This is a genomic window from Rhodococcus sp. BE178 (assembly GCF_050433545.1).
GTDB lineage: Bacteria > Actinomycetota > Actinomycetes > Mycobacteriales > Mycobacteriaceae > Prescottella.
Genome location: NZ_JBNPXA010000002.1, coordinates 246,670 through 268,513, shown reverse-complemented (window position 1 = coordinate 268,513; position 21,844 = coordinate 246,670). Strand labels below are relative to the sequence as shown.

Here is a 21,844-nt window from a genome sequence, read left to right as displayed (position 1 = left end):
GGTGGTCAAGTGGTCAGACCAGCTCTTCGAGGTCGATCGGGTTGGTGGACAAGCGCTCGGAGAGTGTGACGGTGTTTTCCAGCTGTGCGAACACGCCGGCGGGGTGCCGGTGTGCCTCGTCGAGGAAGACCGTGCGCATTCGCGGTACGAAGTCGAGCCGCGGGTAGTGCTTCAGGACCGCCACGAGGTTCTCTCGATCGATGGATTCGGCACCGAATCCGGCCACGTCGATCTGCGCCCCCACCTGGACGACTCGGTGGGTCGGATCGTCCTCGGGAATCAGATTGGTGTGCCGCAGGATCGCCTGCTCGACGAGGAGGATGCGGTCCAGCTCCCATCCGTGCTCGGTCAGGATCTTTGCGGCGAGGTCGGCGCCGACGACAGCGAACTCGTCGGTGCCGCGATGGCGATCGGTGAGTCCGAGGTCGTGGATCATCGCCGCCACGAACGCGGCCTCCCGGTCGACGTCGTCGGTGACCGCCGACATCCCGAAGAGGTAGGTGCGGTAGCTGTGGTTGAGCAGGAACTGCGGCGCCGCGACGCGCGCGAAGTCGGCTGCGGCGAGCGCGGTGGGCGAGTCGGGAATGGTGACGGCCATGGGGTCTCCGTTTCGTTCGGGTACCCCACGATCGTCATCGCCCCACCTCGCGTCTGCAATGACTCCTTCATTGCATATACGGACATGAACGGTCGGGCTTGTTGTCCTGACGCGGAGGACTGCCAGACTCGCTGACATGAGTGAGCGGAAGGAAGCCGGTCCCGGCCTCCCACATCTGGTGGCGATCGCGGTGTTCGACGGTGTCGAGATGCTCGACGTCGCCGGCCCCATGCAGGTCTTCGGTACCGCCGAGCGGGTCGGTCGCGGTAGTGCCGACTACGAGGTGGTGCTCGTCGCGGCGCGGCGGGGTTTCGTGCGCACTTCCGTGGGTGTTCCGCTGGTCGCCGAACGCTCGTGGCACGATCTCGGGCCGGAGGTCGGCACCCTCCTCGTTCCCGGCGGACTCGTCGTCGGTGCCGGCGGCGTCCGTCCGCTGATCGATCCGGAGCTGGTGGAGTCCGGTGGCGTGGCCCGGAGAATCGCCTCGGTCTGCACCGGTGCGCACATCGCCGCTGCCGCAGGGCTGTTCGACGGACGCCGGGCGACGACGCACTGGTCCACCGCTGACGTTCTCGCGTCCGAGCATCCCGAGGTGGAGGTTGTCGCCGACGCGATCTTCGTCGAGGACGGCCCGGTGTGGAGCTCAGCGGGAGTATCTGCCGGAATCGACCTCGCGCTGGCCCTCGTGGCGGCCGATCACGGCGACGACCTCGCCCGGCGCGTCGCCCAGTGGATGGTCGTCTACCTGCGCCGCCCCGGCGGCCAGCAGCAGTTCAGCGCCTACCTGGGCCCGCCGCGTCAACGTCTCCCCACGTCACCTCGCCCGGCTGTTCCGCGACGAGGCGGGAAGCACACCGGGGGCCGTGGTCGAACGTATGCGCATCCAGGCCGCGGTCGAACAGCTGGTTCACACCGACGCTCCGCTGCCGACGGTGGCGGCGAGGTCGGGTTTCGGATCCGTGGCGGGGCTCCACCGCAGCTTCGTCCGCCATCACGGTCTGAGTCCGGGCGAGTACCGCCGTCGGTTCACGGTCCGCCCGCTCGGTCCGGGCGGCACAACGGATCGCAGCGCGTGAGCGGGACGGGTACCTACCGCGGTGGGCACCCGTCCCGACGTGGGCTCAGCCCGGGTAGTGCCGCGGCGTGAACACCGTTGTGCCGTGCGGGTTCTCCACGACCGTCGTCTGGGACGACCCGACGATCAGGAGGCACCGCATGTCGACGTCCGCGGGATCGAGATCGGCGAGTCGCACGATCTTGATCGACTCCTGCGGCCCGGCGATGTCCCGGCCGATGATCACCGGGGTGTCGGGGGAGCGGTGCTCGAGCACCAGATCGCGCATCGCCGCGACCTGCCACGTGCGACTCTTCGACGCCGGGTTGTAGACCGCGAACGCCATGTCGGCGCCCGCGACGGCGGAGATCCGCTTGGCGACCACGTCCCACGGCTTGAGTCGATCCGACAGCGAGAGCATCGCGTAGTCGTGGCCCAGCGGGGCGCCGACACGGCTGGCGACAGCGTTGGCGGCGGTCATGCCGGGCAGGATCCGGACCGGGACGTCCCTCCACTGGTCCTCGGCCGCCACCTCGAGCACTGCGGCGGCCATCGCGAACACGCCGGGATCGCCGGACGACACGACGACGACGCGTCCGCCGCGCTTGGCCATGTCCAGGGCCATCGCCGCGCGCTCGGCCTCGACTCGGTTGTCGCTCGCGTGCCGGCGCTGACCCGGGCGGACCGGGACCCGGTCGATGTAGGTGGTGTAGCCGACCAGGTCGGTGGCGCGGGCGAGTTCGCGGCGGACCTCCGGCGTCGTCCACTCCTGGTCGCCCGGGCCGAGTCCGACGACGACCACCTCGCCGGGCACCGGTGCGGTCTCTGCGCGGTTGTTCGACGGGCTCGGGACGATCGCGATCGAGAAGTAGGGGACGTCCGCGTCGGCGACCTCGTCGGCGGCGGCGACGCGCTGACGGTCGGTGCTCGCCCGCTCGACGTAGCGGGCCTCGTCGATCCGGCCGGAGTCCTTCAGTGCTTGGCGCACAGCGGGATATGTGCGGCCGAGCTTCATGATGGCGGCGGCGTCGGTCTCGCGGAGGCGTCGGGTCAGCTCCTCCTGCGGCAGCGTGCCGGGCAGGACGGTGAACACCTCCTCGCCCTCGACGAGCGGCTCGGCCAGGGCTGCGGACGCGGCGCTGAACGCGGTGACGCCCGGGATCACCTCGGCCTCGAACCGGTCGGCCAGACGCTTGTGCATGTGCATGTACGAGCTGTAGAACAGCGGGTCGCCGGCCGCGAGCAACGCAACGGTGCGTCCCGCCTCGAGGTGCCCGGCCAGGCGTGCGGCGGCCTGTTCGTAGAACTCGTCCATCGCACCCTGGTATCCGCCCGGGTGGTCGATCGTCTCGGTGGTGACCGGGTAGACGAGGTGCTCCTCGATCTGGCCGTCCCGCATGTACGGCGCCGCGACGCCGCGGGAGATGCTGCGGCCGTGCCGGGCGCTGTGGAACGCGATGACGTCGGCCTCACCGATCACCCGGGCGGCCTTGACCGTCACCAGTTCGGGGTCGCCGGGCCCGATGCCGACGCCCCACAGCTTGCCTGCCGCGCTCATGCTGTCCGTCACTCGATTTCGCTCGCAATCGCATTCAGCGCCGCGGCGGTGATCGCGCTGCCGCCGCGACGCCCGCGTACCACCAGGTACTCGAGGCCGGCGGGGTGCTCGATCAGCGCCTCCTTGGACTCGGCGGCCCCGATGAAGCCGACCGGTCCACCGACGATCGCGGCGGGACGCGGGGCGCCGGCCTCGATCATGTTCAGCAGGTGGAACAGCGCGGTCGGGGCGTTGCCGATCGCGACGACCGCACCTTCGAGCTTGGGTCCCCACAGTTCGAGCGCGGCGGCCGAGCGGGTGTTGTCGATTGCCTTGGCCAGCACCGGGACCCGCGGATCGTCGAGCATGCACAGCACGTCGTTGTCACGCGGCAGGCGCTTGCGGGTGACTCCGGCCGCGACCATCTTCGCGTCGCACAGGATCGGGGCGCCGCGGCGCAGGGCCTCGCGGGCGTCGGCGACCACGTTCGGGGTGAAGGCGACGTCGTCGACCAGATCGACCTGACCGCTCGCGTGGATCATCCGGACGACTGCCTGCGAGACGTCGGCGGGGAATCTGCCGAGGTCGGCTTCGGCCCGGATGGTGGCGAAGGACTGGCGGTAGATCTCCGCGCCGTCGCGAATGTAGTCGATCATGCGCCACACGATAGAGGCATCAGGAACACTCGTTTTCCACCCGGTAACCGTCGGGGCCGGAGACCACGTCTGTTACCTCGCCGCGCGGCCGCCCGCACTTGCGATCGCACCCGGACCAGTGCTGACGCCCGTCGGCGGGCAGGTCGTCGTTCTCGATCGCGGTGCGCGCGTCGGCCCGCACATCGGTGTGCGACTTGGCGCAGCCCGGCTGTCCCGCGCAGGCGCTGACCTGCAGATACGGCGAGTGCTCGTCGAAGATCAGGCCCATCGGCGCGAGCACCCGGACGACCTGTTCGGCGGCCCACTCGTCGAGGTCGGGCACCAGCAGCGAGCGCCACGGGGTGACGATGATCGGGCGCTCGACGGCCGCGAGGAACTCGGCGAGACGCGCGGGCAGCGTGCCGAACGCGAGACCGCCGCCGAGGGTGACGCGTCCGTCGGGCTGGTCGAGCCAGCCGATCGGCCCGCGCTCGACGGCTGCGGGCAGTTCGACCGGGTCGCCGTAACCCAGTCCGAGACGCTCCAGGATGCGCTCGGTGCCGCCGGGCACCTCGTTCAGCCGCCACGCGGAGTCGCGGATGTCGGCGAAGGTTCGTGCCGCCGCCAGCAGCACGCCGACCGCGTCGTCGCCCACCCGGGCGCCGGTGTCCTCGCCGGCCAGGATCAGCGCGAACCGTGCGTCGGGCAGTGCGTGGAGACCGAAGTCGCCGCGCAGGCTCGACACGTCGCCGCGGCCGTCGTCGATCGTGAACAGCGTCCGTCCCGGCAGGTCGGCCAGTGCCGGGTCGTCGCACAGCCCGCGGTCGAGGTCGGTGACCAGCCCGCGCACGTCGGCGAATCCGCCGATCCGCCCCGACAGCGGCGACGCGAGGATGTTGCGCACCCGCTCGTGCGTCGTGGACGGCAGCAGCCCGGCGTCGGCGATGCGCCGCGCGAACTCGTCCGGGTCGGTGACCGCGCGCAGCTGGACATTTCCGCGCGAGGTGAGCTCGATCTCGCCGTTGCCGATCTCCTGCGCGGCCGCGGCCAGGGCTTGGAGCTGCGGTGATGTGACGACGCCGCCGGGCAGCCGGACGCGGGCGAGGGCGCCGTCGGCGGCTTCGTGGACCTGCAGGGCGCCGGGGCAGCGGTCCGGGCCGGATCGTGGAGATGACACACGTCCAGGCTAGTGAAGTGCGGGCGGCGATCGGCAAACGCTCGACCGGTAGCATCAGGCCCGACCGCGGCAGGAGAGGAAACCGGTGAGAATCCGGTGCGGTCGCGCCACTGTGAAAGCCAGACCCTCTCCCGCCGCCCGAACCGCTTCCCGAGACCTCGTCTCGCCGGAACCCTGCCGTGGGGCGCGAAACCCCAGAAAGGCTGCACAGTGATCCTGCTGCTGTCGACCTCCGATACCGACCTGCTCAGCGCCCGCGCGAGCGGCGCCGACTACCGCTGGGCCAACCCGGCGCGTCTGCTCGTCTCGGAGGACCTGCCCGCGCTGCTCGACGGCGTCGACCTCGTCGTGGTCCGCATCCTCGGTGGCCGGCGCGCGTGGGAGGACGGCATCGACGCGGTACTCGCGTCCGGGCTGCCCGCCGTCGTGCTCGGCGGTGAGCAGGCCGCGGACGCCGAGCTGATGGAGTGCTCGACAGTTCCCGCCGGCATCGCCGCCGAGGCGCACACCTATCTCGCGGAGGGCGGCGCCGACAACCTGCGTCAGCTGCACAACTTCCTGTCCGACACGGTGCTGCTGACCGGTCACGGGTTCGCGCCGGCGGTGCATCTGCCGAACTGGGGCGTGCTCGAGCGCGAGGCCCGCTCGGTGGACGGTCCCACCGTCGCGGTGCTCTACTACCGCGCCCAGCACCTCGCCGGGAACATCACGTACGTCGAGGCGCTGTGCCGCGCGATCGAGGACGCCGGCGCGAATCCGCTGCCGATCTTCTGCGCATCGCTGCGCACCGCGCCCGCCGACCTGCTCGAGACGCTGGGTGGGGCCGACGCGATGGTCGTGACCGTCCTCGCGGCCGGCGGTACCAAGCCCGCGAACGCGCAGGCCGGTGGCGACGACGAGGCGTGGGACGTCGCCGAACTCGCCGCCCTCGACGTGCCGATCCTGCAGGGCCTGTGCCTGACCAGCAGCCGCGAGGCGTGGGAGGCCAATGACGACGGGATGTCCCCGCTGGACGTCGCCACCCAGGTCGCCGTCCCCGAGTTCGACGGCCGCCTCATCACCGTGCCGTTCTCGTTCAAGGAGATCGACGCCGACGGCCTCACCGCGTACGTGCCCGACGCCGAACGCGCCGCCCGGGTCGCGGGGATCGCCGTCCGGCACGCGAAGCTGCGCCGGATTCCGAACCCGGACAAGAAGATCGCGCTGATGCTCTCGGCGTACCCGACCAAGCACGCGCGCATCGGCAACGCCGTGGGCCTCGACACCCCCGCCAGCGCGATCGACCTGCTCACCGAGATGCGTGCGGCGGGTTACGACCTCGGACCGCTCGACGGCGACGACGCGCTGCCCGGCCTCGCGGCGAAGGACGGCGATGCGCTCATCCACGCGCTCATCGCCGCGGGCGGTCAGGATCCGGACTGGCTCACCGCCGAGCAGCTCGAGGGCAACCCGATCCGCATCTCCGCGGCCCGCTACCGCGAGTGGTTCGCGACGCTGCCGCAGGACTTCCGCGACGGCGTCGAGGAGCACTGGGGCTCCGCACCCGGCGAGCTGTACGTGGACCGGTCGTCCGACCCGGACGGTGAGATCGTCATCGCCGCGATCCGCGCCGGCAACGTCGTGCTGATGGTGCAGCCACCCCGCGGTTTCGGGGAGAACCCGGTCGCGATCTACCACGACCCTGACCTGCCGCCGAGCCACCACTACCTGGCGGCCTACCGCTGGATTTCAGCGGAGGTGGCTGCTGGAGGGTTTGGAGCGGACGCCGTCGTGCACCTCGGCAAGCACGGCAACCTGGAGTGGCTGCCCGGCAAGACGCTCGGTATGTCGGCGTCGTGCGGCACCGACGCCGCGCTCGGCGACCTGCCGCTGATCTACCCGTTCCTGGTGAACGATCCGGGCGAGGGCACGCAGGCCAAGCGCCGCGCGCACGCCACCCTGGTCGATCACCTGATCCCGCCGATGGCGCGCGCCGAGTCCTACGGCGACATCTCCCGCCTCGAGCAGCTCCTCGACGAACACTCCAACATCTCGGCGCTGGACCCGGCGAAGCTGCCCGCGATCCGCCAGCAGATCTGGACGCTGATGCGCGCGGCGAAGATGGACCACGACCTGGGCCTGACCGAGCGTCCCGACGAGGACGTGTTCGACGACATGCTCATGCACGTCGACGGCTGGCTGTGCGAGATCAAGGACGTCCAGATCCGCGACGGCCTGCACATTCTCGGTCGGGCGCCGGAGGGCGACGCCGAGGTGGAGCTGGTGCTCGCGATGCTGCGGGCCCGGCAGATGTGGGGCGGCGAGCAGTCGGTGCCCGGTCTGAGGGAGGCGTTGGGCCTGAGCGAGTCCGGCGACGAGGACCGCGGACGGGTTGACGAGGTCGAGGCGCAGGCGCATGCCCTGGTCTCCTCCATGGCCGACGCCGACTGGGATCCCGCCGCTGCCGATTCCCTGTCCGATGACGAGACGGTGCGCCAGATCCTGCGGTTCGCCGCGACCGAGGTGGTGCCGCGGCTGCGGCAGACGAACAACGAGATCGCGCAGGTGCTGCACGCCCTGGACGGCGGCTTCATCGCCGCCGGCCCGTCCGGGTCGCCGCTCCGCGGGCTGATCAACGTGCTGCCCACCGGCCGCAACTTCTACTCGGTCGACCCCAAGGCGGTGCCGTCGCGGCTGGCGTGGGAGACCGGTCAGGCGATGGCCGAGTCGCTGGCGCAGCGCTACCGCGCCGACCACGGCGAGTGGCCGACGTCGGTGGGCCTGTCGGTGTGGGGCACGTCTGCGATGCGCACCTCCGGCGACGACATCGCCGAGGTGTTCGCGCTGCTCGGTGTGCGCCCGGTGTGGGACGAGGCGTCCCGCCGTGTCACCAACCTCGAGGTGATCGACCTCGCCGAGCTCGGTCGCCCCCGGATCGACGTAACCGTCCGGATCAGCGGCTTCTTCCGCGACGCGTTCCCGCACGTGCTGGCGCTGCTCGACGACGCCGTCCGCCTGGTCGCCGGCCTGGACGAGTCCGACGAGGACAACTACGTGCGCGCCCACGCCCGAGCGGATCTGGCCGAGCACGGCGACGACCGCCGCGCCACCACCCGCATCTTCGGCTCCAAGCCCGGCACGTACGGCGCGGGCCTGCTGCAGCTCATCGACTCGAAGAACTGGCGGAACGACGCCGACCTGGCGCAGGTGTACACCACGTGGGGCGGCTACGCGTACGGCCGCGGACTCGACGGCGTTCCGGCGTCGGACGACATGCGAAGCGCATACAAGCGGATCGCGGTGGCGGCCAAGAACACCGACACCCGCGAGCACGACATCGCCGACTCGGACGACTACTTCCAGTACCACGGCGGCATGGTCGCCACGGTCCGCGCGCTGACCGGCAAGTCCCCGGAGGCGTACATCGGCGACAGCACCCGCCCCGACGCCGTGCGTACCCGGACGCTGTCGGAGGAGACCGCCCGCGTGTTCCGGGCCCGCGTGGTGAACCCGCGCTGGCTCGAGGCGATGCGCCGACACGGTTACAAGGGTGCCTTCGAGATGGCCGCGACCGTCGACTACCTGTTCGGCTACGACGCGACCACCAACGTCGTCGCCGACTGGATGTACGAGAAGCTCGCCGAGACGTACGTGCTGGACGAGCAGAACCGCAAGTTCATGTCGGAGTCGAATCCGTGGGCGCTGCACGGCATCTCCGAACGCCTGCTCGAAGCCGTGGAGCGGAACATGTGGGAGGAGCCGTCGCCCGAGGTGCTCGAGGGGCTGCGGCAGGTGTACCTCGAGACCGAGGGCGAACTGGAGGGGTAGTCGTACGACGGGTCAGGTCGAATTTCGCCGAGATTCGAGGAAGATGAGCGGGTGAACGTCACCGATCTCATTGCTCTCCTGGGGCACACCTCCGGCAGCACCGCATTCCGGGCCTTCCTGCGTGAGCACGGCATGAACCGGCTGCCCCGGGTCGACCCCACGACCCGAGTGCGAAGTTCGGACAAGCTCGTCTCCCTGGAGTTCGACCTGACCGAGTCCTATCGGGAGACACACGATCGCGGCCCCGTCGGGGATGGCTGGCTCACGTTTCGGTCCGTCGACGTTCACCAGGGTTTCGGCGGTGTACTCCCGCTGGGTCTGTCCCATGCCATGAGCAAGGACGACGTCGACGCCCTGCTGGGGAGTTCTCGTGACGTGGATCAGAGCGACCCCGTTCAGATCTACTACTCCGAACCGATTCTGGTGATCGTCTTCTACGGAGACGGAGGAACCACGATCGAAACCCTGAGATTCCAACACCCCAACCGATACGACATCGAGAACTACGGGCTGTAGCGAGTCGGCGGACTCGACGCGGTCGAGCCGCCCGGTATCGGGGCGCCTGCCCCGGCTGGGGCGAGCCGACGGGTTCCCCCTCCCACGGGGTGCGAGGGGGAACCGATCGTCAGGACAGGCGACGGTCGAACGCGAGTTTCGGTTCGGCGGTGGGGATGTCGACGGTGTAGGCCCGCAGCCGCACCGACTCCGCGGACAGGTCCATGACCATGAAGCCGACGTCGTCGAAGTTCTGGTACAGGTTCGCCCGGTCCGGACTGGTGGACTTGCCGTGGCTGTTCTTCCCGGCCGCACCGGAGACGATCTGACGAGTGCCCTTGGACTCGGCGGTGGGATCGAGGACCTGCAGCGAGTGATCGTGCCCGGCGAGGATGAACTGGCACCGCCCCACCACGTGGTCCTCGTAGAACCGCTTCGCGTGCGCGCCGTTCATCGGTTCGAGCGGGATCCCGTCGTACTCACCGGCGTCGCCGTGCGATCCGTTGCTCAGATACGGGTGGTGGGTGCAGGCGATCTTCCACTTGGCGGGGGAGGACGCGATCGCCGCGTCCAGCCACGCGCGCTGCTCGTTCATGAACTGCCCGTCCGCCGCCCAGTACGGCACGAACAGCGGGGGCAGGTACGCGGCGACGGGATTGAGGTCGAGGACGAAGAACTCGACGATCGGGTTCTGCTCCGGCACCCGGACGGAGTAGTAGCGGCTGGGCATCCACCACTTGCGCGAGGACCGGTGGTAGGCCACCTCGTCGTCGCCCCGCAGCAACCAGCCGCCGTCCCCGGGGAACACCGCGCTGTTGTCGTGATTGCCCAGGGCCATCACCCACGGGAAGTCGAGGCCGTGGTTCGGATCCTCGAACTTGGTCGCGAACTGGACGTCGCGGTCGCCGTTGGGTCCGGACTCGTAGATGTTGTCGCCGAGCCCGAGTGCCATCCCGAACGGCTCCGCCGCGTGCACGGCGCGGATCGCATCGGCGACGGCCCACTGCGCCGGGGTGCCGGTGCCGGCGTCACCGGTGACGAGCACCCGCACACTGTTTCCGGTGGGAAACGGGAACTTGGCGGTGTCCGCGACGGGGCTGGCAGCCGAGGCGGTGGGCGCCATGGCGACCATGGCGGCCGCACCGGCCCCGGTCGCGCCGGCAGCGGCGAGGAAACGGCGGCGGTTCATCGGATCGAGTTCGGTCACGAGGCACAGCAAACCCCAGAATGGACGTCCGTTCAACAGGAACCGCCGAGACCGGACACATGTTCACGCGACATTCATCCCGCGGCAGTGCTGCTGCGTACTCTGGGCCCATGACTACCACGCTCGACGAGATCGGCTCCGCGAAATACGTTCTGCTGACCACGTTCCGGAAGGACGGCACCCCCGTGCCGACGCCGTTGTGGGCGGCGATGGACGACGGGCGGCTGCTCATGTGGACGGTCACCGAGTCGTGGAAGGTCAAACGGATCCGCCGTTCCCCGCGCGTCACGATCGGGGTGTGCGACGCCCGTGGCAATCCCAAGGGTCCGCAGATCGACGCCACCGCGACGATCCTCGACGACGTCGGCACAGACCGGGCCCGCGCCGTGATCGCCCGCAAGTACGGGATCCTCGGCTGGATCGGCGTCAAGGGCAGTCTGATTCGACGCGGACGTAGTGGGACGGTGGGGGTGGCGGTAACGCAGTAGCGCTTCCGGGAGATGAACCAGAAGACAAGTATTCAGCGAAGAGTCCGAGGAAAGGCACACGATGGGTTCGAACGACATTGCAGCTCAGGTTGGTAATTGGCTCCGCGACGGCATGCTCGCCGGGAATCCGCTGGCGCTCGCGGCCGCCGCGATCCTCGTGCCGCTCGGCATGATTTTCGGATCGACAACGCTGTAGTTGCGCCAGGCGGGAGCATCGTCGACGCCGGGTCGGGGACAGCGTCTGCCGTACCGACACATCAGAGCTCGAACCCGGCGACGGCGTTCCCGGTCAGCGGATTATGTTCGCGGGCATAGATTTCCAGGGTGGCGGGGTTCTTGTGTCCGGTCTGCCGCATGACTTCGTGGGCTTGGGCGCCGTTGCGGAACGCCTGGGTGACAAACCCGGCGCGCAGGGAGTGCCCGCCCAGTTTCGCGATCTTGGCGGGAGTCAGACCGGCGTCGGTGGCAGCGCGGCGGATCACCCCGTGAATGCCCTGCCCGGTCAGTGCGGCCTCGCCGATGTTCCCGTTCACGCGCAGCGGCCGGAACACCGGGGAGGTCGCGACGTCGGGATCGAGATCCGGGTAGGGGACATGGCAGATGTGCGTGGCGAATCTGCCGGGGGCGTCGAGTAGCTGGGCGGTAGCGTCGCGGCCGCCCCGATGGTGGGCGAGGAGGACATCGAGCCAGCGCCGGTACACGCACGGTGGGCAGGAGCGGTGCCCGACGGCGAACGGCGTGGCCTTGACCATGCCGTCACCGACCTGGTCGGTCTTCGATCTGCGCACCAGGATGTGCAGGCCGTCCTGCGGGTGCAGGGTGATGTCCCGCAGCTGGAGACCCGACAACTCGGAGCGGCGGAACGCCCCCAGGAATCCGAGCAGAATGACCGCCGAGTCGCGGCGTTCGCGCAGCCGGTCCTGCCACGTGTCGGCGTTCTCACGCAGGGTGGTGAGGATGTAGCTGATCTCGTCTCCGAGGAGGGGCGCGACACGCTTGGTTGGGCGCTCCCCGGCCGCGGCGTAGGTACGGCGGATTCCCGCCAACGTGTCCTTGACGATCTGCGTGCCGCCGGGGGCGGGTCGCGAGCAGGCGCGGTGCCAGTAGTTGATCGACGCCACCCATCGGGTGAGCGTGTTCGTCGCGTAGACGCGGTCCCCGGTCCCGGTGCGCCGCTCGGCGTGCTCGGTGAGATAGTCGGCGACGGTGTGCGGGTGCGCCGGCATCGGCACGTGGCCGCGCTCGGCACACCAGGCGCGGAACTTGTCCCAGTCGCCCCGGTAGTTCCGGACCGTCGACGGCGCGTGCCGCTGCTCGAGTGCCGCGACGATCCGAGCCTCCGCCGAGGCAGACAGTGCCGGGACGGCAGGTTCCATCCCCGGCGCCGACCGGGGCGTCGGACGTTCCGGAACGGCGGGCAGTGCGGGTACGGACGTGGCGATGTCGCCCTGCTCGCTCACATCCGTGCTCCTCTCGTCCCCGACGGGATGAGCGTACCGAGCGGTTCCGACATTTCCGGATGCCCAGCGGCCGGGATCACCCCACCCCGTCACAGTGACGAAATGACGCCATGTCTCGGGAAGGATTCAACGCGGGTGTGCAGGCTTTTCTTGCGGGTCCGGCGCGCCCGGCCGCACGCGATGTCGACAGGCGACGCCCACCCGGAACTGCTCGATACATGATGGCGCTAACTGTCATTAGCGTGAGTAGGACGATTCCGACGGTCCGGCAATGCTGTTGGGGCCGTCCGGTCGCTGGTCCGTCACCCCGCGTGCCGCAGCGCCACCGGCGGCAGGAACTCGGCCTCGAAGGACCGGGACCACCAGTCGCCGGTGATGCGGCGCTCCTCGCGGGTGGTGAACCGGTAGCGGAACATCCGGGCCCGCACGAACGCGGGCGGGGCATCCGGGAACGGATTGTGGTGCAGCAGTTTCAGGACCGAGCTGTCGCCCGCGAGCAGCCGACCCACCAACCCGCCGAACCACGGCGTCGCGTAGCCGGGGGAGATCGCGGCGAACCACATGAGCCAGTCCAGCCGCAGGTGATAGGGAGCGAATTGGCGCGGCCGCCGCCCCAGGTCGCCCGGTTTGCCCTTGAACTCGTATGCGCGCCACTCGCTGTCGGCGGTCACGTCCTCGTCGGCGGTGCCCTCGATGACGATCTCGTGCCGGGTCTTCGTGACGTGGCCGAACGCGCCGTAGGTGTTCACCAGGTGCCACGGATCGAACGATGCGTTCATCATCTGGTGGCTGGAGAACATGTTCCGCACAGGGCGGTAGCTCAGGGCGACGACGGCCACCGTCACCGCGAGGACCGGTACCGCGAACCACACCGGCACCACCCCGACGCCGCCCGGCACCGTCACCGGCAGGACGAACTGCCAGAAACCGTCGGGCAGCACCGACAGCCCCAGCACGATCGCGAGCCAGTTGAGCCACGAGAAGTTGCCGCTCGCCACCAACCACAACTGGGTCACGACCATGATCGCGGCGGCGCCACCGGCGACCGGCTGCGGGGCGAACAGGAAGAACGGCACGATCAGCTGCGTGAAGTGGTTGCCGGCGACCTCGACCTTGTGCAGGCGCCGGGGCAGGTGGTGGAAGTACCAGCTCAGCGGGCCGGGCATCGGCTGCGTCTCGTGGTGGTAGTACAGGCACGTCAGATCCCGCCAACACCGGTCGCCACGGATCTTGATCAGGCCGGCGCCGAACTCGAGCCGGAACAGCAGCCAGCGCAGCAGCAGCAATGTCGACACCGGCGGGGCGGTATGCCAGTTCCCGACGAACACCGCGAGCAGTCCCACCTCGAGCAGCAGCGACTCCCACCCGAAGCTGTACCAGAGTTGCCCGACGTTGACGATCGACAGATACATCCCCCACAGCAGCAGCCACCCCAGCATCGACACCGGCAGCGGGAGCCGGTCGATCAACCCGAGCAGTGCGAGCCCGGACAGCCCCGCGCCCGACCATGCGACGGCCGCGAAGAAGCGGTCCGAGTAGTGCACGTGGAAGATGCTCGGTGACCGTTGCCAGCGCGTCGCGTCGACGAAACGCCTGGCCGGCAGCATGCCGTGGTCGCCGATGAGCGGTTTGAACTGATTGGCCGCCACCAGGAACGCAGCCAGGTAGATCGCGGCCAGCCCCTCCTTGAAGAACAGCCGCGACAGCCAGTAGCCGTCCGCGTCCAACCAGTCCACAGCAGACCTTTCTGCTGTGGACGCTACTCGCTCACACCAGGTGCGGCAGGACCTCCTGCTCGAGCAACTCGAGACCGGACGTGTCGTATGCCGCCTCGGGCACGTAGAAGATCGCGTACTCCAGGCCCTGCTTCTTCAGCGCGGTCAGGTTCTCCACGATCTGCTCCGGGGTGCCGACGGCGGGCATGCCGCGGAATGCGTTCAGCGACGCGTCCGCCTTCTCTGCGCCGACGATCGGCGCCAGACGGGCCCGGAGCGCCTCGAGCCGATCCTGCACCTCGGCCTCGGTGCGGCCGATCGCGACGTTGTAGTTCGCGGACCGGGTGATGGCGTCGAAATCGGTGCCCACCTCCGCACAATGCCGGCGCAGGACCTCGGACTTGTGCGCGAACACCTCGGGGGTGCCGTCGAAGTTGGTGTACTGCGCGTACTTCGCCGCGATCTTCAATGTCACCTTCTCGCCGCCGCCGGCGATCCACAGCGGGATGCCGCCGTCCTGCAGCGGTAACGGCCGGACGATCGCGCCGTCGACCTGGTAGTGCTTGCCGTCCAGCGTCGCGGTGCCCGTGGTCCACGCCTGCCGGAAGATCTGCACGCCCTCGTCGAGTCGCGCCAGCCGCTCACCGGCGGACGGGAATCCGTAGCCGTAGGCCCGCCACTCGTCCTCGTACCAGCCGCCGCCGATGCCCATCTCGACGCGTCCGCCGGAGATGAGGTCGGTGGTCGCGGCGACCTTCGCGAGATAGGCGGGGTTGCGGTAGCTCATCGCGGTGCACATCTGCCCCAGGCGCACCCGGTCGGTGACCGCGGCGAACGCCGCCATCAGCGACCACGCCTCGTGCGTCGCCTCCTCGGTGGGTTCGGGGACGGTGTGGAAGTGGTCGTAGACCCAGATCGACTCCCACAGCCCGGCGTCGGCGCGCAGCGCGAGGTCGCGCATCACCCGCCACTGATCGGCCGGGTCGATCCCGACCAGGTCCAGTCGCCAGCCCTGGGGCACGAAGAGTCCGAATCGCATCTGCGGGTCCTTTTCTCGCGAGGGATCTGCGGGGCCGCCAGTTACACGGCGTCCACGTACAGCCATCTTCCGTCCTCGCGGACGAACGTGCTGTGTTCGCGCATCGAGCCGCGTTCGCCGTGGTCGACGTAGTACGCGACGAATTCGACGGAGCCGGTGGTGTCCAGCAGGCCGCCCCCGCCGGTGCTCAGCACGTCCAGTCGGCGCCACACCTGCTCGGGGTCGAGATCCAACCGCTTCGGCCGGGTGCTCGGGTGCCAGGTCCGCAGCAGGTACGCCTCGTCGCCGACGGCGAACGCCGCATAGCGCGACCGCATCAACTGCTCGGCGGTCGGTGCCTCGGCGTCGCCGCGGTGGAAGCGGCCGCAGCACTGTCCGTACTGCTCGCCGGACAGGCACGGGCAGCGGTCGTCGTTCGAGATCGTGGTCATCGGGACCCTCACTGTGCCTGGCTGACGGAGGACATGTGGAAGTCCGGAATGCGCATGGGCGGCATGGCGGTTCGGGTGAACCAGTCCTTCCACTCGCGGGGCAGGGTCGCCTCGGTGGCGCCCACCTCGGTGGTCCGGCGCAGCAGGTCCAGCGGGCTCTCGTTGAAGCGGAAGTTGTTGACCGACGCGGTGACCGCGCCGTCCTCGACCAGGTACACCCCGTCCCGTGTCAGCCCGGTGACCAGCGCCGTGGCCGGCTCGACCTCGCGGATGTACCACAGCGTCGTCAGCAACAGCCCGCGTTCGGTGCGCGCGACCATGTCGTCGAGGGACGCGTCCCCGCCGCCGGTGAGGAGCAGATTGTCGCCCGGCACGGCGACGGGCGCGCCGAACTCGGCGGCCGCCGCGCGCGGGTACGCGAGTGCGTTGATCACGCCGTCGCGGATCCAGTCCACCCGCGCGGCGTCCATGCCGTTGTCGAACACCGACAGGGTGTCGCTCGACGAGGTGGCCGCGACGAACGGGGCGTACCCGAGCCGGTCGGCGTGCGGATCGGAGAACAGGGTCAGCGGGATGTCGGTGAGACGCTCGCCGACGCGGGTGCCGCCGCGCCGGGACAGCGCGGTGTGGCCCTCCTGCGCGCCGCGCCCCTCCATCGCCCACATCAGCGGAATCATCAGGTCCGACACCGCCGACGGCGGCAGCACCGTCTCGTAACGTCCCGCCGGCAGGGCGACCGTGCGGGCCGACCAGTCCAGTCGGGTGCCGAGGTCGGCGAGCAGTCGGGGGATCGACACGTCCGTGAAGTCGAGGCTCGAGGTGCCCACCCACGCGCTGGCGTCGCCGCGCTTGCCGTTGACCTCGATCGACCCGGTTGGCTGCATGAAGCGGCGTCGGATCCCGGTCGAGGTTCCCAGCCACGTGGTGTGCACCTGGTGGTGCGCGAACCCGTACAGCCGGTCGGCGCCGTCGAAGCCGTCCGCGAGCCCGGGGACCAGGCCCTCGAACACCCCGACCCCGGTGGTCGCGGGACCCTCGGCCCAGCCCGGGCCGGGAGGGCCGTCCGCCGTCAGGAGATCCATCGCGTCCTCGGCGGGCTGCGCGGCGCGGGCGGCCGCCTCCGCGGCCCGCACGACCTCGGCGACCGACCCGGCATCGACGGTGGACGACGTCACCGCACCCACCCGGGCGGACGTGCCGTCCCGGACGATCGCGATCGCCGTCCAGGACCGGGACGTCGAGACCCCGTTCGTGGTCATCGAATTGCCGGCCCAGCGCAGCGACGCCTCGCCCGCGTCGGTGACCAGCACCATCGCCTCGTCGACGGTCGAGAGCGCGAGCGCGCGCTCGACGAGTTCCTGCGCCGCGATCACCGCGGAGCCTTCGCTCGTCATCGCTGTCCGCCCTCCGTCCGGGTGTTGAGCACGTTGACGCCGCGGAACAGCGCGGACGGGCAGCCGTGGCTCACGGCCGCGACCTGGCCGGGCTGTGCCTTGCCGCAGTTGAAAGCACCGCCGAGCCGCCACGTCGAGGGCCCGCCGACCACCTCCATCGATCCCCAGAAGTCGGTGGTGGTGGCCTGGTAGGCGACGTCACGGAGCTGACCGTCCAACTCGCCGTTGCGGATCCGGAAGAAACGCTGGCCGGTGAACTGGAAGTTGTAGCGCTGCATGTCGATCGACCAGCTCTTGTCGCCGACGACGTAGATGCCGTCCTCGACCCGCGCGATGAGGTCGGCGGTGCTGGTGTCGGCGTCCGGATCGGGCTGGAGCGACACGTTCGCCATTCGCTGGATCGGCACGTGGTGGGCCGAATCCGCGTACGAACAGCCGTTGGAGCGCTCCAGGCCGAGCCGCGGCGCGAACACCCGGTCCAGCTGGTAGCCGACGAGCGTGCCGTCGCGCACCAGATCCCAGCGCTGCGCGGCGACCGCGTCGTCGTCGAAGCCGACGCTCGCCAAACCGTGGGTCTCGGTGCGGTCGGCCGTCACGTGCATGATCGGGGTCCCGTAGCGCAACGTGCCGAGCAGATCCGGGGTGGCGAACGACGTGCCCGCATACGCCGCCTCGTAGCCGATGGCCCGGTCGTACTCGGTCGCGTGCCCGATGGATTCGTGGATCGTCAGCCACAGGTTGGTGGGGTCGATCACCAGATCCGTGACGCCTGCGCGCACGCTGGGTGCGGCGATCTTCGCCGCGAGCAGCGTCGGGATCTCGGCGAGTTCGGTGTCCCACTCCCAGCCGGCGTCGCCGCCGAGGTATTCCCAGCCGCGGGCGACCGGTGGTGCGAGGGTGCGCATCGTCTCGAACGTCCCGGCGTCGGCGTCCACCGCGGTGGCCTCGAGTTCGGGATGCAGGCGCACCCGCTGCTGCGTGATGGTCGACCCGGCGAGGTCGGCGTAGAACGTCTGCTCCTTGACCTGCAGGCAGTTCGCGGTCACGTGGTCCACGCCGGGAGCCGTGAGCAGCCGGTGCGAGTAGTCGGCGAGCAGCGCGACCTTGTCCGCGGTGGCGACGCCGAACGGATCGGTCCGGTAGTCCGAGACCCACGTCGCGTCCGAATACACCGGCTCCGGGGCCAGTTCGACGCGTTCCCGGTTGAGGGACCGCAGCGTTCGCGCCACCTGGACCGCCTCGATCGCGGTCGCCGCGGCGGTGGCCGGGGTCAGTTCGGCGTGCGAGGCGAACCCCCACGTCCCGTCGACCACGACGCGGACCGCGAAGCCCGTCTCCACGCCGTCGTCGACGGACTGGACCTTGCCGTCGCGCAACCGCAGCGACTGCGTGACGAGACGGTGCACCCGCAGATCGGCGTGCTCGGCGCCCGCGGCACGGGCGACGGCCAGCGCGGCGTCCGCCAGCGCATGCAAAGGCAGGTTCGTGAACTCTGGGTCGACCGGATGGTCGGACGCGACTGCGCGCGGGACGGCGCCGTGGGTGACGATCACCGGCCCAGCCTAGTCGGCCCCCGGGCCACACCCTCGTGGCAAGCGTCGCGTTCGATCACTCCGGCCAGGCATTGTTCTGGATGATCTCGACGAAGTCCTTCCGCTGGAACGAGGGGTCGAAATGCGCCAGGACGTCGTCGTTCATGGTCCCGAACGTGGTGTCGGGACGATCGGCCATGCCGTGGTAGAACGCCTGCAGGATCCGGTTCTTGAAATCCGGGCGCGGATGCGCCGCCACGACTTCGGTGCGCTGCTGCTCGGTGATCTCGCCGAGATCGAGGCCGAGGACGTCGGTCTCCACACCCAGGGTCACCACCGCGACCTCCGGCGCGAGGTGCAGCGGCACCTCCGGAGTGGTGTGCAGCGCGATCGCCAACCAGACATTGCGGGAATCCTGCTCGGACCGGCCGTGCTCGAGCAGGAACGTTCGGGCAGCCTCGGCGCCGTCGAGCTCGAAGCGTCGATCTTTGGTGGCATAGGCCGATGTCAGGCCCAGATCGTGAAAGAGGCCACCCACGTAGGCCAGCTCGAGATCGACTTCGCGCCCGCGCGCCGCGGACTTCAACGCTCCCCAGAGGAACACTCGACGTGAGTGGTTGAAGATCGTGTCATCGGCCACGTCCCGGACCAGCGAAGTGGCCTCTCGAACCAGGTCGGTGTCGGGAATGGCGATACCTGCAATGACTTCAGGCATTGGTTGCCTCCAGAGTCGCGGATCACTTTGACGGATTCCACTGTTCCGAACTGTCCGGTCCGAACTGTCCGGCGCGCACGTGTCGGCCTCGGCGAACACCTCCGCCGGCCCCGCCACGTCGAGCATCTTCACGTCGTCGAACACGATGAAGACGGCTGCTCGACCATGCGCCATGGTCTCTGCCTCTCGTGTTTGTCGCTGCGATGAGTATGTCAGGAACGGTCGATGGCGAGCCGGTGTTCGTCCCGGCAGGCGCCGACCTCCTACGCTGCTCGCCATGTGGAGGTTCAGTCTGTGGCTGCGTGAACGGCCCATGGTGGCGGACTCGATGCTCGCCGGGTTGCTGTTCGCCCTCGAGATCGCGTCCGCGTTCGGCCGGACGGCGCCGGTGCTGTACGTGATCACCGGTGCGGGGCTGTGTCTGCCGCTCGTGTGCCGGCGCCGGCATCCTCGTGCGGCCGCGACCGTCGTGCTCGTCATGTCGATCGTGTGCACGATCACGCTCTACGCCACCGACGATCTCAACGCCGGCGAGAACTCGCACCCGGGCGTGTTCGCCCTCGCGATCTCGCTGTACACGCTCGTCGCCTACGTGGGCCGGCGGGCGGCCGCGTACTACGCCGTCGGTCTGGTGGTCGACACCACGGTGTCGATCCTGTTGCTGGACCAGGACGCGCTCCTGATCGGGATCTTCTCGGCGCTCGCGTACACGCTGTCCTGGATCCTCGCCGAGTTCCTCGGCGCCCGCCGCGCCTACGACGAGGAGGTCGCCGCGCGCCTGACGATCGCGGAGTTCGACCGGGACCGGCGCGCCGAGGACGCCGTCTACGCCGAACGCACCCGCATCGCCCGCGAGTTGCACGACGTCGTCGCGCACGCGGTGAGCGTGATGATCGTGCAGGCGGACGGTGCGTCGTACGCACTGCACCGGGACCCGGAGAAGGCGGAGCGGGCGCTGTCGAACATCGCGAGCACCGGCAGGCAGGCGCTGTCCGAACTGCGCCGCACCGTCGCGTTGCTGCGCTCGCCCGCGACCCCCGACGAGATGCCGCAGCACGGCACCGCCGGCCTCGCCCGGGTGGTGGAGACGATGCGTGAGGCCGGGCTCGCCGTCGAACTCGTGCAGTCCGGCGCCATCGACGACGTCAGCCCGTCGGTCAGCCTGGGCGTGCACCGACTGGTGCAGGAGTCCCTGACGAACGTGCTCCGGCACTCGGGGGCGAACCCGAAGGCGTGGGTGCACGTCGCGCGCCGCGACTGCGACGTCCTCGTGGAGGTCGTCGACAACGGCAGTTCCCGGTACGGCAGCGCCGCGGCCCGCAAGCGGATCGTCGGCTCCGGCAACGGGCTGGTGGGCATGCGCGAACGCGTCGCGGTGCTCGGTGGCACCCTCGAGGCCGGACGCCGACCCGACGGCGGCTGGACCGTGCGCGCCGAGATCCCACTGGACCCCGACGAATGAGGATGCGACCGGGCACCGACACCCACTAGATTCGTCGGGTGCCCATCTCCGTGCTGCTCGTCGACGACCAGGAACTCATGCGCATGGGCTTGACGATGGTCCTCGACGCCCACGACGACATCGTCGTGGTGGGGGAGGCGGCCGACGGTGCCGGAGCCATCCAGGCCGCCGCGGATCTGCGGCCGGACGTGGTGTTGATGGACGTGCGGATGCCCGTGGTCGACGGGGTGACCGCCACCGCGCGGATCCTCGAGTCCGGCGGTCCCAGCCGGGTGCTGGTCATGACCACGTTCGACCTCGACGAGCACGCCCTGAGCGCGCTGCGCGCCGGGGCCAGCGGATTCCTCCTCAAGGACACCCCACCAGAGGACCTCGTCTCGGCGATCCGCAGCGTCGCCGCCGGCGACGCCGTCGTCTCGCCGCGCGTCACCCGGCGGTTGATCTCCCGGTTCCTGAACGACGACATCACGCCGTCCCGCGACCCGGCGGTGCTCGACGGGCTCACCGACCGCGAACGCGAGGTGCTGTGCCTCGTCGCCGGAGGCCTGTCGAACTCTGAGATCGCCGACAAGCTCTACCTGTCCGAGGCCACGATCAAGTCCCACATCGGCCGCGTGTTCGCCAAGCTCGGAGTGCGCGATCGCGTCCAGGCCGTCGTCCTGTCCTACGAGACCGGGCTGGTGCGGCCGGGTATGTGACAACGGGCACGGACGTCCTCATGGATGTTGCTGGTGGCGTGGCAGAGGGTGGTTGCGGGGTAGATCAGTGGTGGTCCTCCGGTGAGGCATTGGACGTTGTCGACGGAGGCTTGGATGCCGTCTGTCGCGAGGTCTGTTGCGGCTTGGCTGCGGACGGCGTTCTCGATGTCCTTGGGGGCGAGTGCCCCTGTGTCGGCACTGCTGATCGCGCGGTCGCGGGAACCGGGCGCCCGGTAGCACGCAACGTCGACCCGGAGGGCCGCGACCACATCGGGCGCGTCGTCGACCCCGGCGCGCAGCACTCGGCGCCGCAGACCGGTCCGAGATCGTCAGTGACAGTGCGGCATTCGACAGTGGGAAGCTCCGGCCGACGCTAGCAACGACATCGCGAGCACCGTCG

The 21,844-nt window shown here is 69.8% G+C and carries 20 protein-coding genes and 1 pseudogene; 8 read left to right on the top strand and 13 right to left on the bottom strand.

Annotated elements, in window-relative coordinates:
- Positions 1-13: 13 nt before the first annotated feature.
- A complete protein-coding gene (locus tag J2X34_RS05245) occupies positions 14-598 on the bottom strand; it encodes an HD domain-containing protein (RefSeq protein WP_429516307.1) in 585 nt (194 codons plus the stop codon).
- A 136-nt stretch (positions 599-734) separates the two neighbouring features.
- On the opposite strand from J2X34_RS05245, the pseudogene J2X34_RS05240 reads away from it, so the two are divergent.
- Together J2X34_RS05240 and J2X34_RS05235 are read left to right on the top strand one after the other, a co-directional pair.
- Positions 735-1,229 (top strand): annotated as a pseudogene (locus tag J2X34_RS05240) (DJ-1/PfpI family protein); the annotation flags it as partial.
- Complete coding sequence (locus J2X34_RS05235) at positions 1,198-1,674, top strand: helix-turn-helix domain-containing protein (protein ID WP_429516426.1); 477 nt, start codon at positions 1,198-1,200, stop codon at positions 1,672-1,674. The pseudogene J2X34_RS05240 and the gene J2X34_RS05235, both read left to right, overlap by 32 nt.
- 45 nt (positions 1,675-1,719) lie before the next feature.
- Here the strand turns inward: J2X34_RS05235 and cobJ are convergent, their stop codons facing one another.
- From cobJ to cobG, 3 genes are read right to left on the bottom strand one after another with little or no spacing between them, the layout of a single operon-like run.
- Entirely contained in the window at positions 1,720-3,210 is a 1,491-nt protein-coding gene (gene cobJ, locus J2X34_RS05230; RefSeq protein ID WP_114722336.1) for a precorrin-3B C(17)-methyltransferase, read from the bottom strand.
- An 8-nt stretch (positions 3,211-3,218) separates the two neighbouring features.
- A complete protein-coding gene (locus J2X34_RS05225; protein WP_114722337.1) occupies positions 3,219-3,845 on the bottom strand; it encodes a precorrin-8X methylmutase in 627 nt (208 codons plus the stop codon).
- Between the two features lie 19 nt (positions 3,846-3,864).
- A complete protein-coding gene (gene cobG / locus J2X34_RS05220) occupies positions 3,865-5,001 on the bottom strand; it encodes a precorrin-3B synthase (protein WP_429516306.1) in 1,137 nt (378 codons plus the stop codon).
- A 210-nt stretch (positions 5,002-5,211) separates the two neighbouring features.
- Between cobG and J2X34_RS05215 the strand changes: the two genes are divergently transcribed.
- Positions 5,212-8,808, top strand: coding sequence for a cobaltochelatase subunit CobN (locus J2X34_RS05215; protein ID WP_429516305.1), 3,597 nt, complete (start codon positions 5,212-5,214; stop codon positions 8,806-8,808).
- A 51-nt stretch (positions 8,809-8,859) separates the two neighbouring features.
- On the top strand, positions 8,860-9,324 hold the full coding sequence (locus J2X34_RS05210; protein WP_429516304.1) for a hypothetical protein: 465 nt from the start codon (positions 8,860-8,862) through the stop codon (positions 9,322-9,324).
- Between the two features lie 109 nt (positions 9,325-9,433).
- Here the strand turns inward: J2X34_RS05210 and J2X34_RS05205 are convergent, their stop codons facing one another.
- Positions 9,434-10,510: a metallophosphoesterase gene (locus tag J2X34_RS05205; protein ID WP_429516303.1), complete on the bottom strand. Its 1,077-nt coding sequence runs from the start codon at positions 10,508-10,510 to the stop codon at positions 9,434-9,436.
- 110 nt (positions 10,511-10,620) lie between these two features.
- Between J2X34_RS05205 and J2X34_RS05200 the strand changes: the two genes are divergently transcribed.
- Together J2X34_RS05200 and J2X34_RS05195 are read left to right on the top strand one after the other, a co-directional pair.
- Positions 10,621-10,998, top strand: a complete 378-nt coding sequence (locus tag J2X34_RS05200) for a PPOX class F420-dependent oxidoreductase (RefSeq protein ID WP_429516302.1) — start codon at positions 10,621-10,623, stop codon at positions 10,996-10,998.
- Between the two features lie 61 nt (positions 10,999-11,059).
- On the top strand, positions 11,060-11,194 hold the full coding sequence (locus J2X34_RS05195) for a hypothetical protein (protein WP_258557936.1): 135 nt from the start codon (positions 11,060-11,062) through the stop codon (positions 11,192-11,194).
- Between the two features lie 61 nt (positions 11,195-11,255).
- On the opposite strand, the gene J2X34_RS05190 is transcribed toward J2X34_RS05195, so the two are convergent.
- From J2X34_RS05190 to J2X34_RS05160, 7 genes are all read right to left on the bottom strand, one after another.
- Positions 11,256-12,374, bottom strand: a complete 1,119-nt coding sequence (locus J2X34_RS05190; protein ID WP_174914699.1) for a site-specific integrase — start codon at positions 12,372-12,374, stop codon at positions 11,256-11,258.
- Between the two features lie 386 nt (positions 12,375-12,760).
- Positions 12,761-14,194, bottom strand: a complete 1,434-nt coding sequence (locus J2X34_RS05185; protein ID WP_429516301.1) for a lipase maturation factor family protein — start codon at positions 14,192-14,194, stop codon at positions 12,761-12,763.
- 31 nt (positions 14,195-14,225) lie between these two features.
- Entirely contained in the window at positions 14,226-15,212 is a 987-nt protein-coding gene (locus J2X34_RS05180) for an LLM class F420-dependent oxidoreductase (RefSeq protein ID WP_429516300.1), read from the bottom strand.
- 41 nt (positions 15,213-15,253) lie between these two features.
- Entirely contained in the window at positions 15,254-15,643 is a 390-nt protein-coding gene (locus J2X34_RS05175) for a YchJ family protein (RefSeq protein WP_114722345.1), read from the bottom strand.
- A gap of 8 nt (positions 15,644-15,651) precedes the next feature.
- Positions 15,652-17,016 carry a metallopeptidase TldD-related protein gene (locus tag J2X34_RS05170; RefSeq protein ID WP_429516425.1) on the bottom strand — a complete coding sequence of 455 codons (1,365 nt, stop codon included), beginning with the start codon at positions 17,014-17,016 and terminating at the stop codon, positions 15,652-15,654.
- Between the two features lie 17 nt (positions 17,017-17,033).
- Positions 17,034-18,590, bottom strand: coding sequence for a TldD/PmbA family protein (locus J2X34_RS05165; protein ID WP_429516299.1), 1,557 nt, complete (start codon positions 18,588-18,590; stop codon positions 17,034-17,036).
- A 55-nt stretch (positions 18,591-18,645) separates the two neighbouring features.
- Positions 18,646-19,284 carry an HD domain-containing protein gene (locus J2X34_RS05160; RefSeq protein ID WP_429516298.1) on the bottom strand — a complete coding sequence of 213 codons (639 nt, stop codon included), beginning with the start codon at positions 19,282-19,284 and terminating at the stop codon, positions 18,646-18,648.
- Between the two features lie 277 nt (positions 19,285-19,561).
- On the opposite strand from J2X34_RS05160, the gene J2X34_RS05155 reads away from it, so the two are divergent.
- Together J2X34_RS05155 and J2X34_RS05150 are read left to right on the top strand one after the other, a co-directional pair.
- Positions 19,562-20,746, top strand: a complete 1,185-nt coding sequence (locus J2X34_RS05155) for a sensor histidine kinase (RefSeq protein ID WP_429516297.1) — start codon at positions 19,562-19,564, stop codon at positions 20,744-20,746.
- Positions 20,747-20,784: 38 nt separating this feature from the next.
- Entirely contained in the window at positions 20,785-21,444 is a 660-nt protein-coding gene (locus tag J2X34_RS05150) for a response regulator (protein ID WP_114722347.1), read from the top strand.
- Here the strand turns inward: J2X34_RS05150 and J2X34_RS05145 are convergent.
- Complete coding sequence (locus tag J2X34_RS05145; protein ID WP_114722348.1) at positions 21,411-21,746, bottom strand: hypothetical protein; 336 nt, start codon at positions 21,744-21,746, stop codon at positions 21,411-21,413. The two genes, J2X34_RS05150 and J2X34_RS05145, sit on opposite strands and share 34 nt — an antisense overlap.
- Positions 21,747-21,844: the final 98 nt, after the last annotated feature.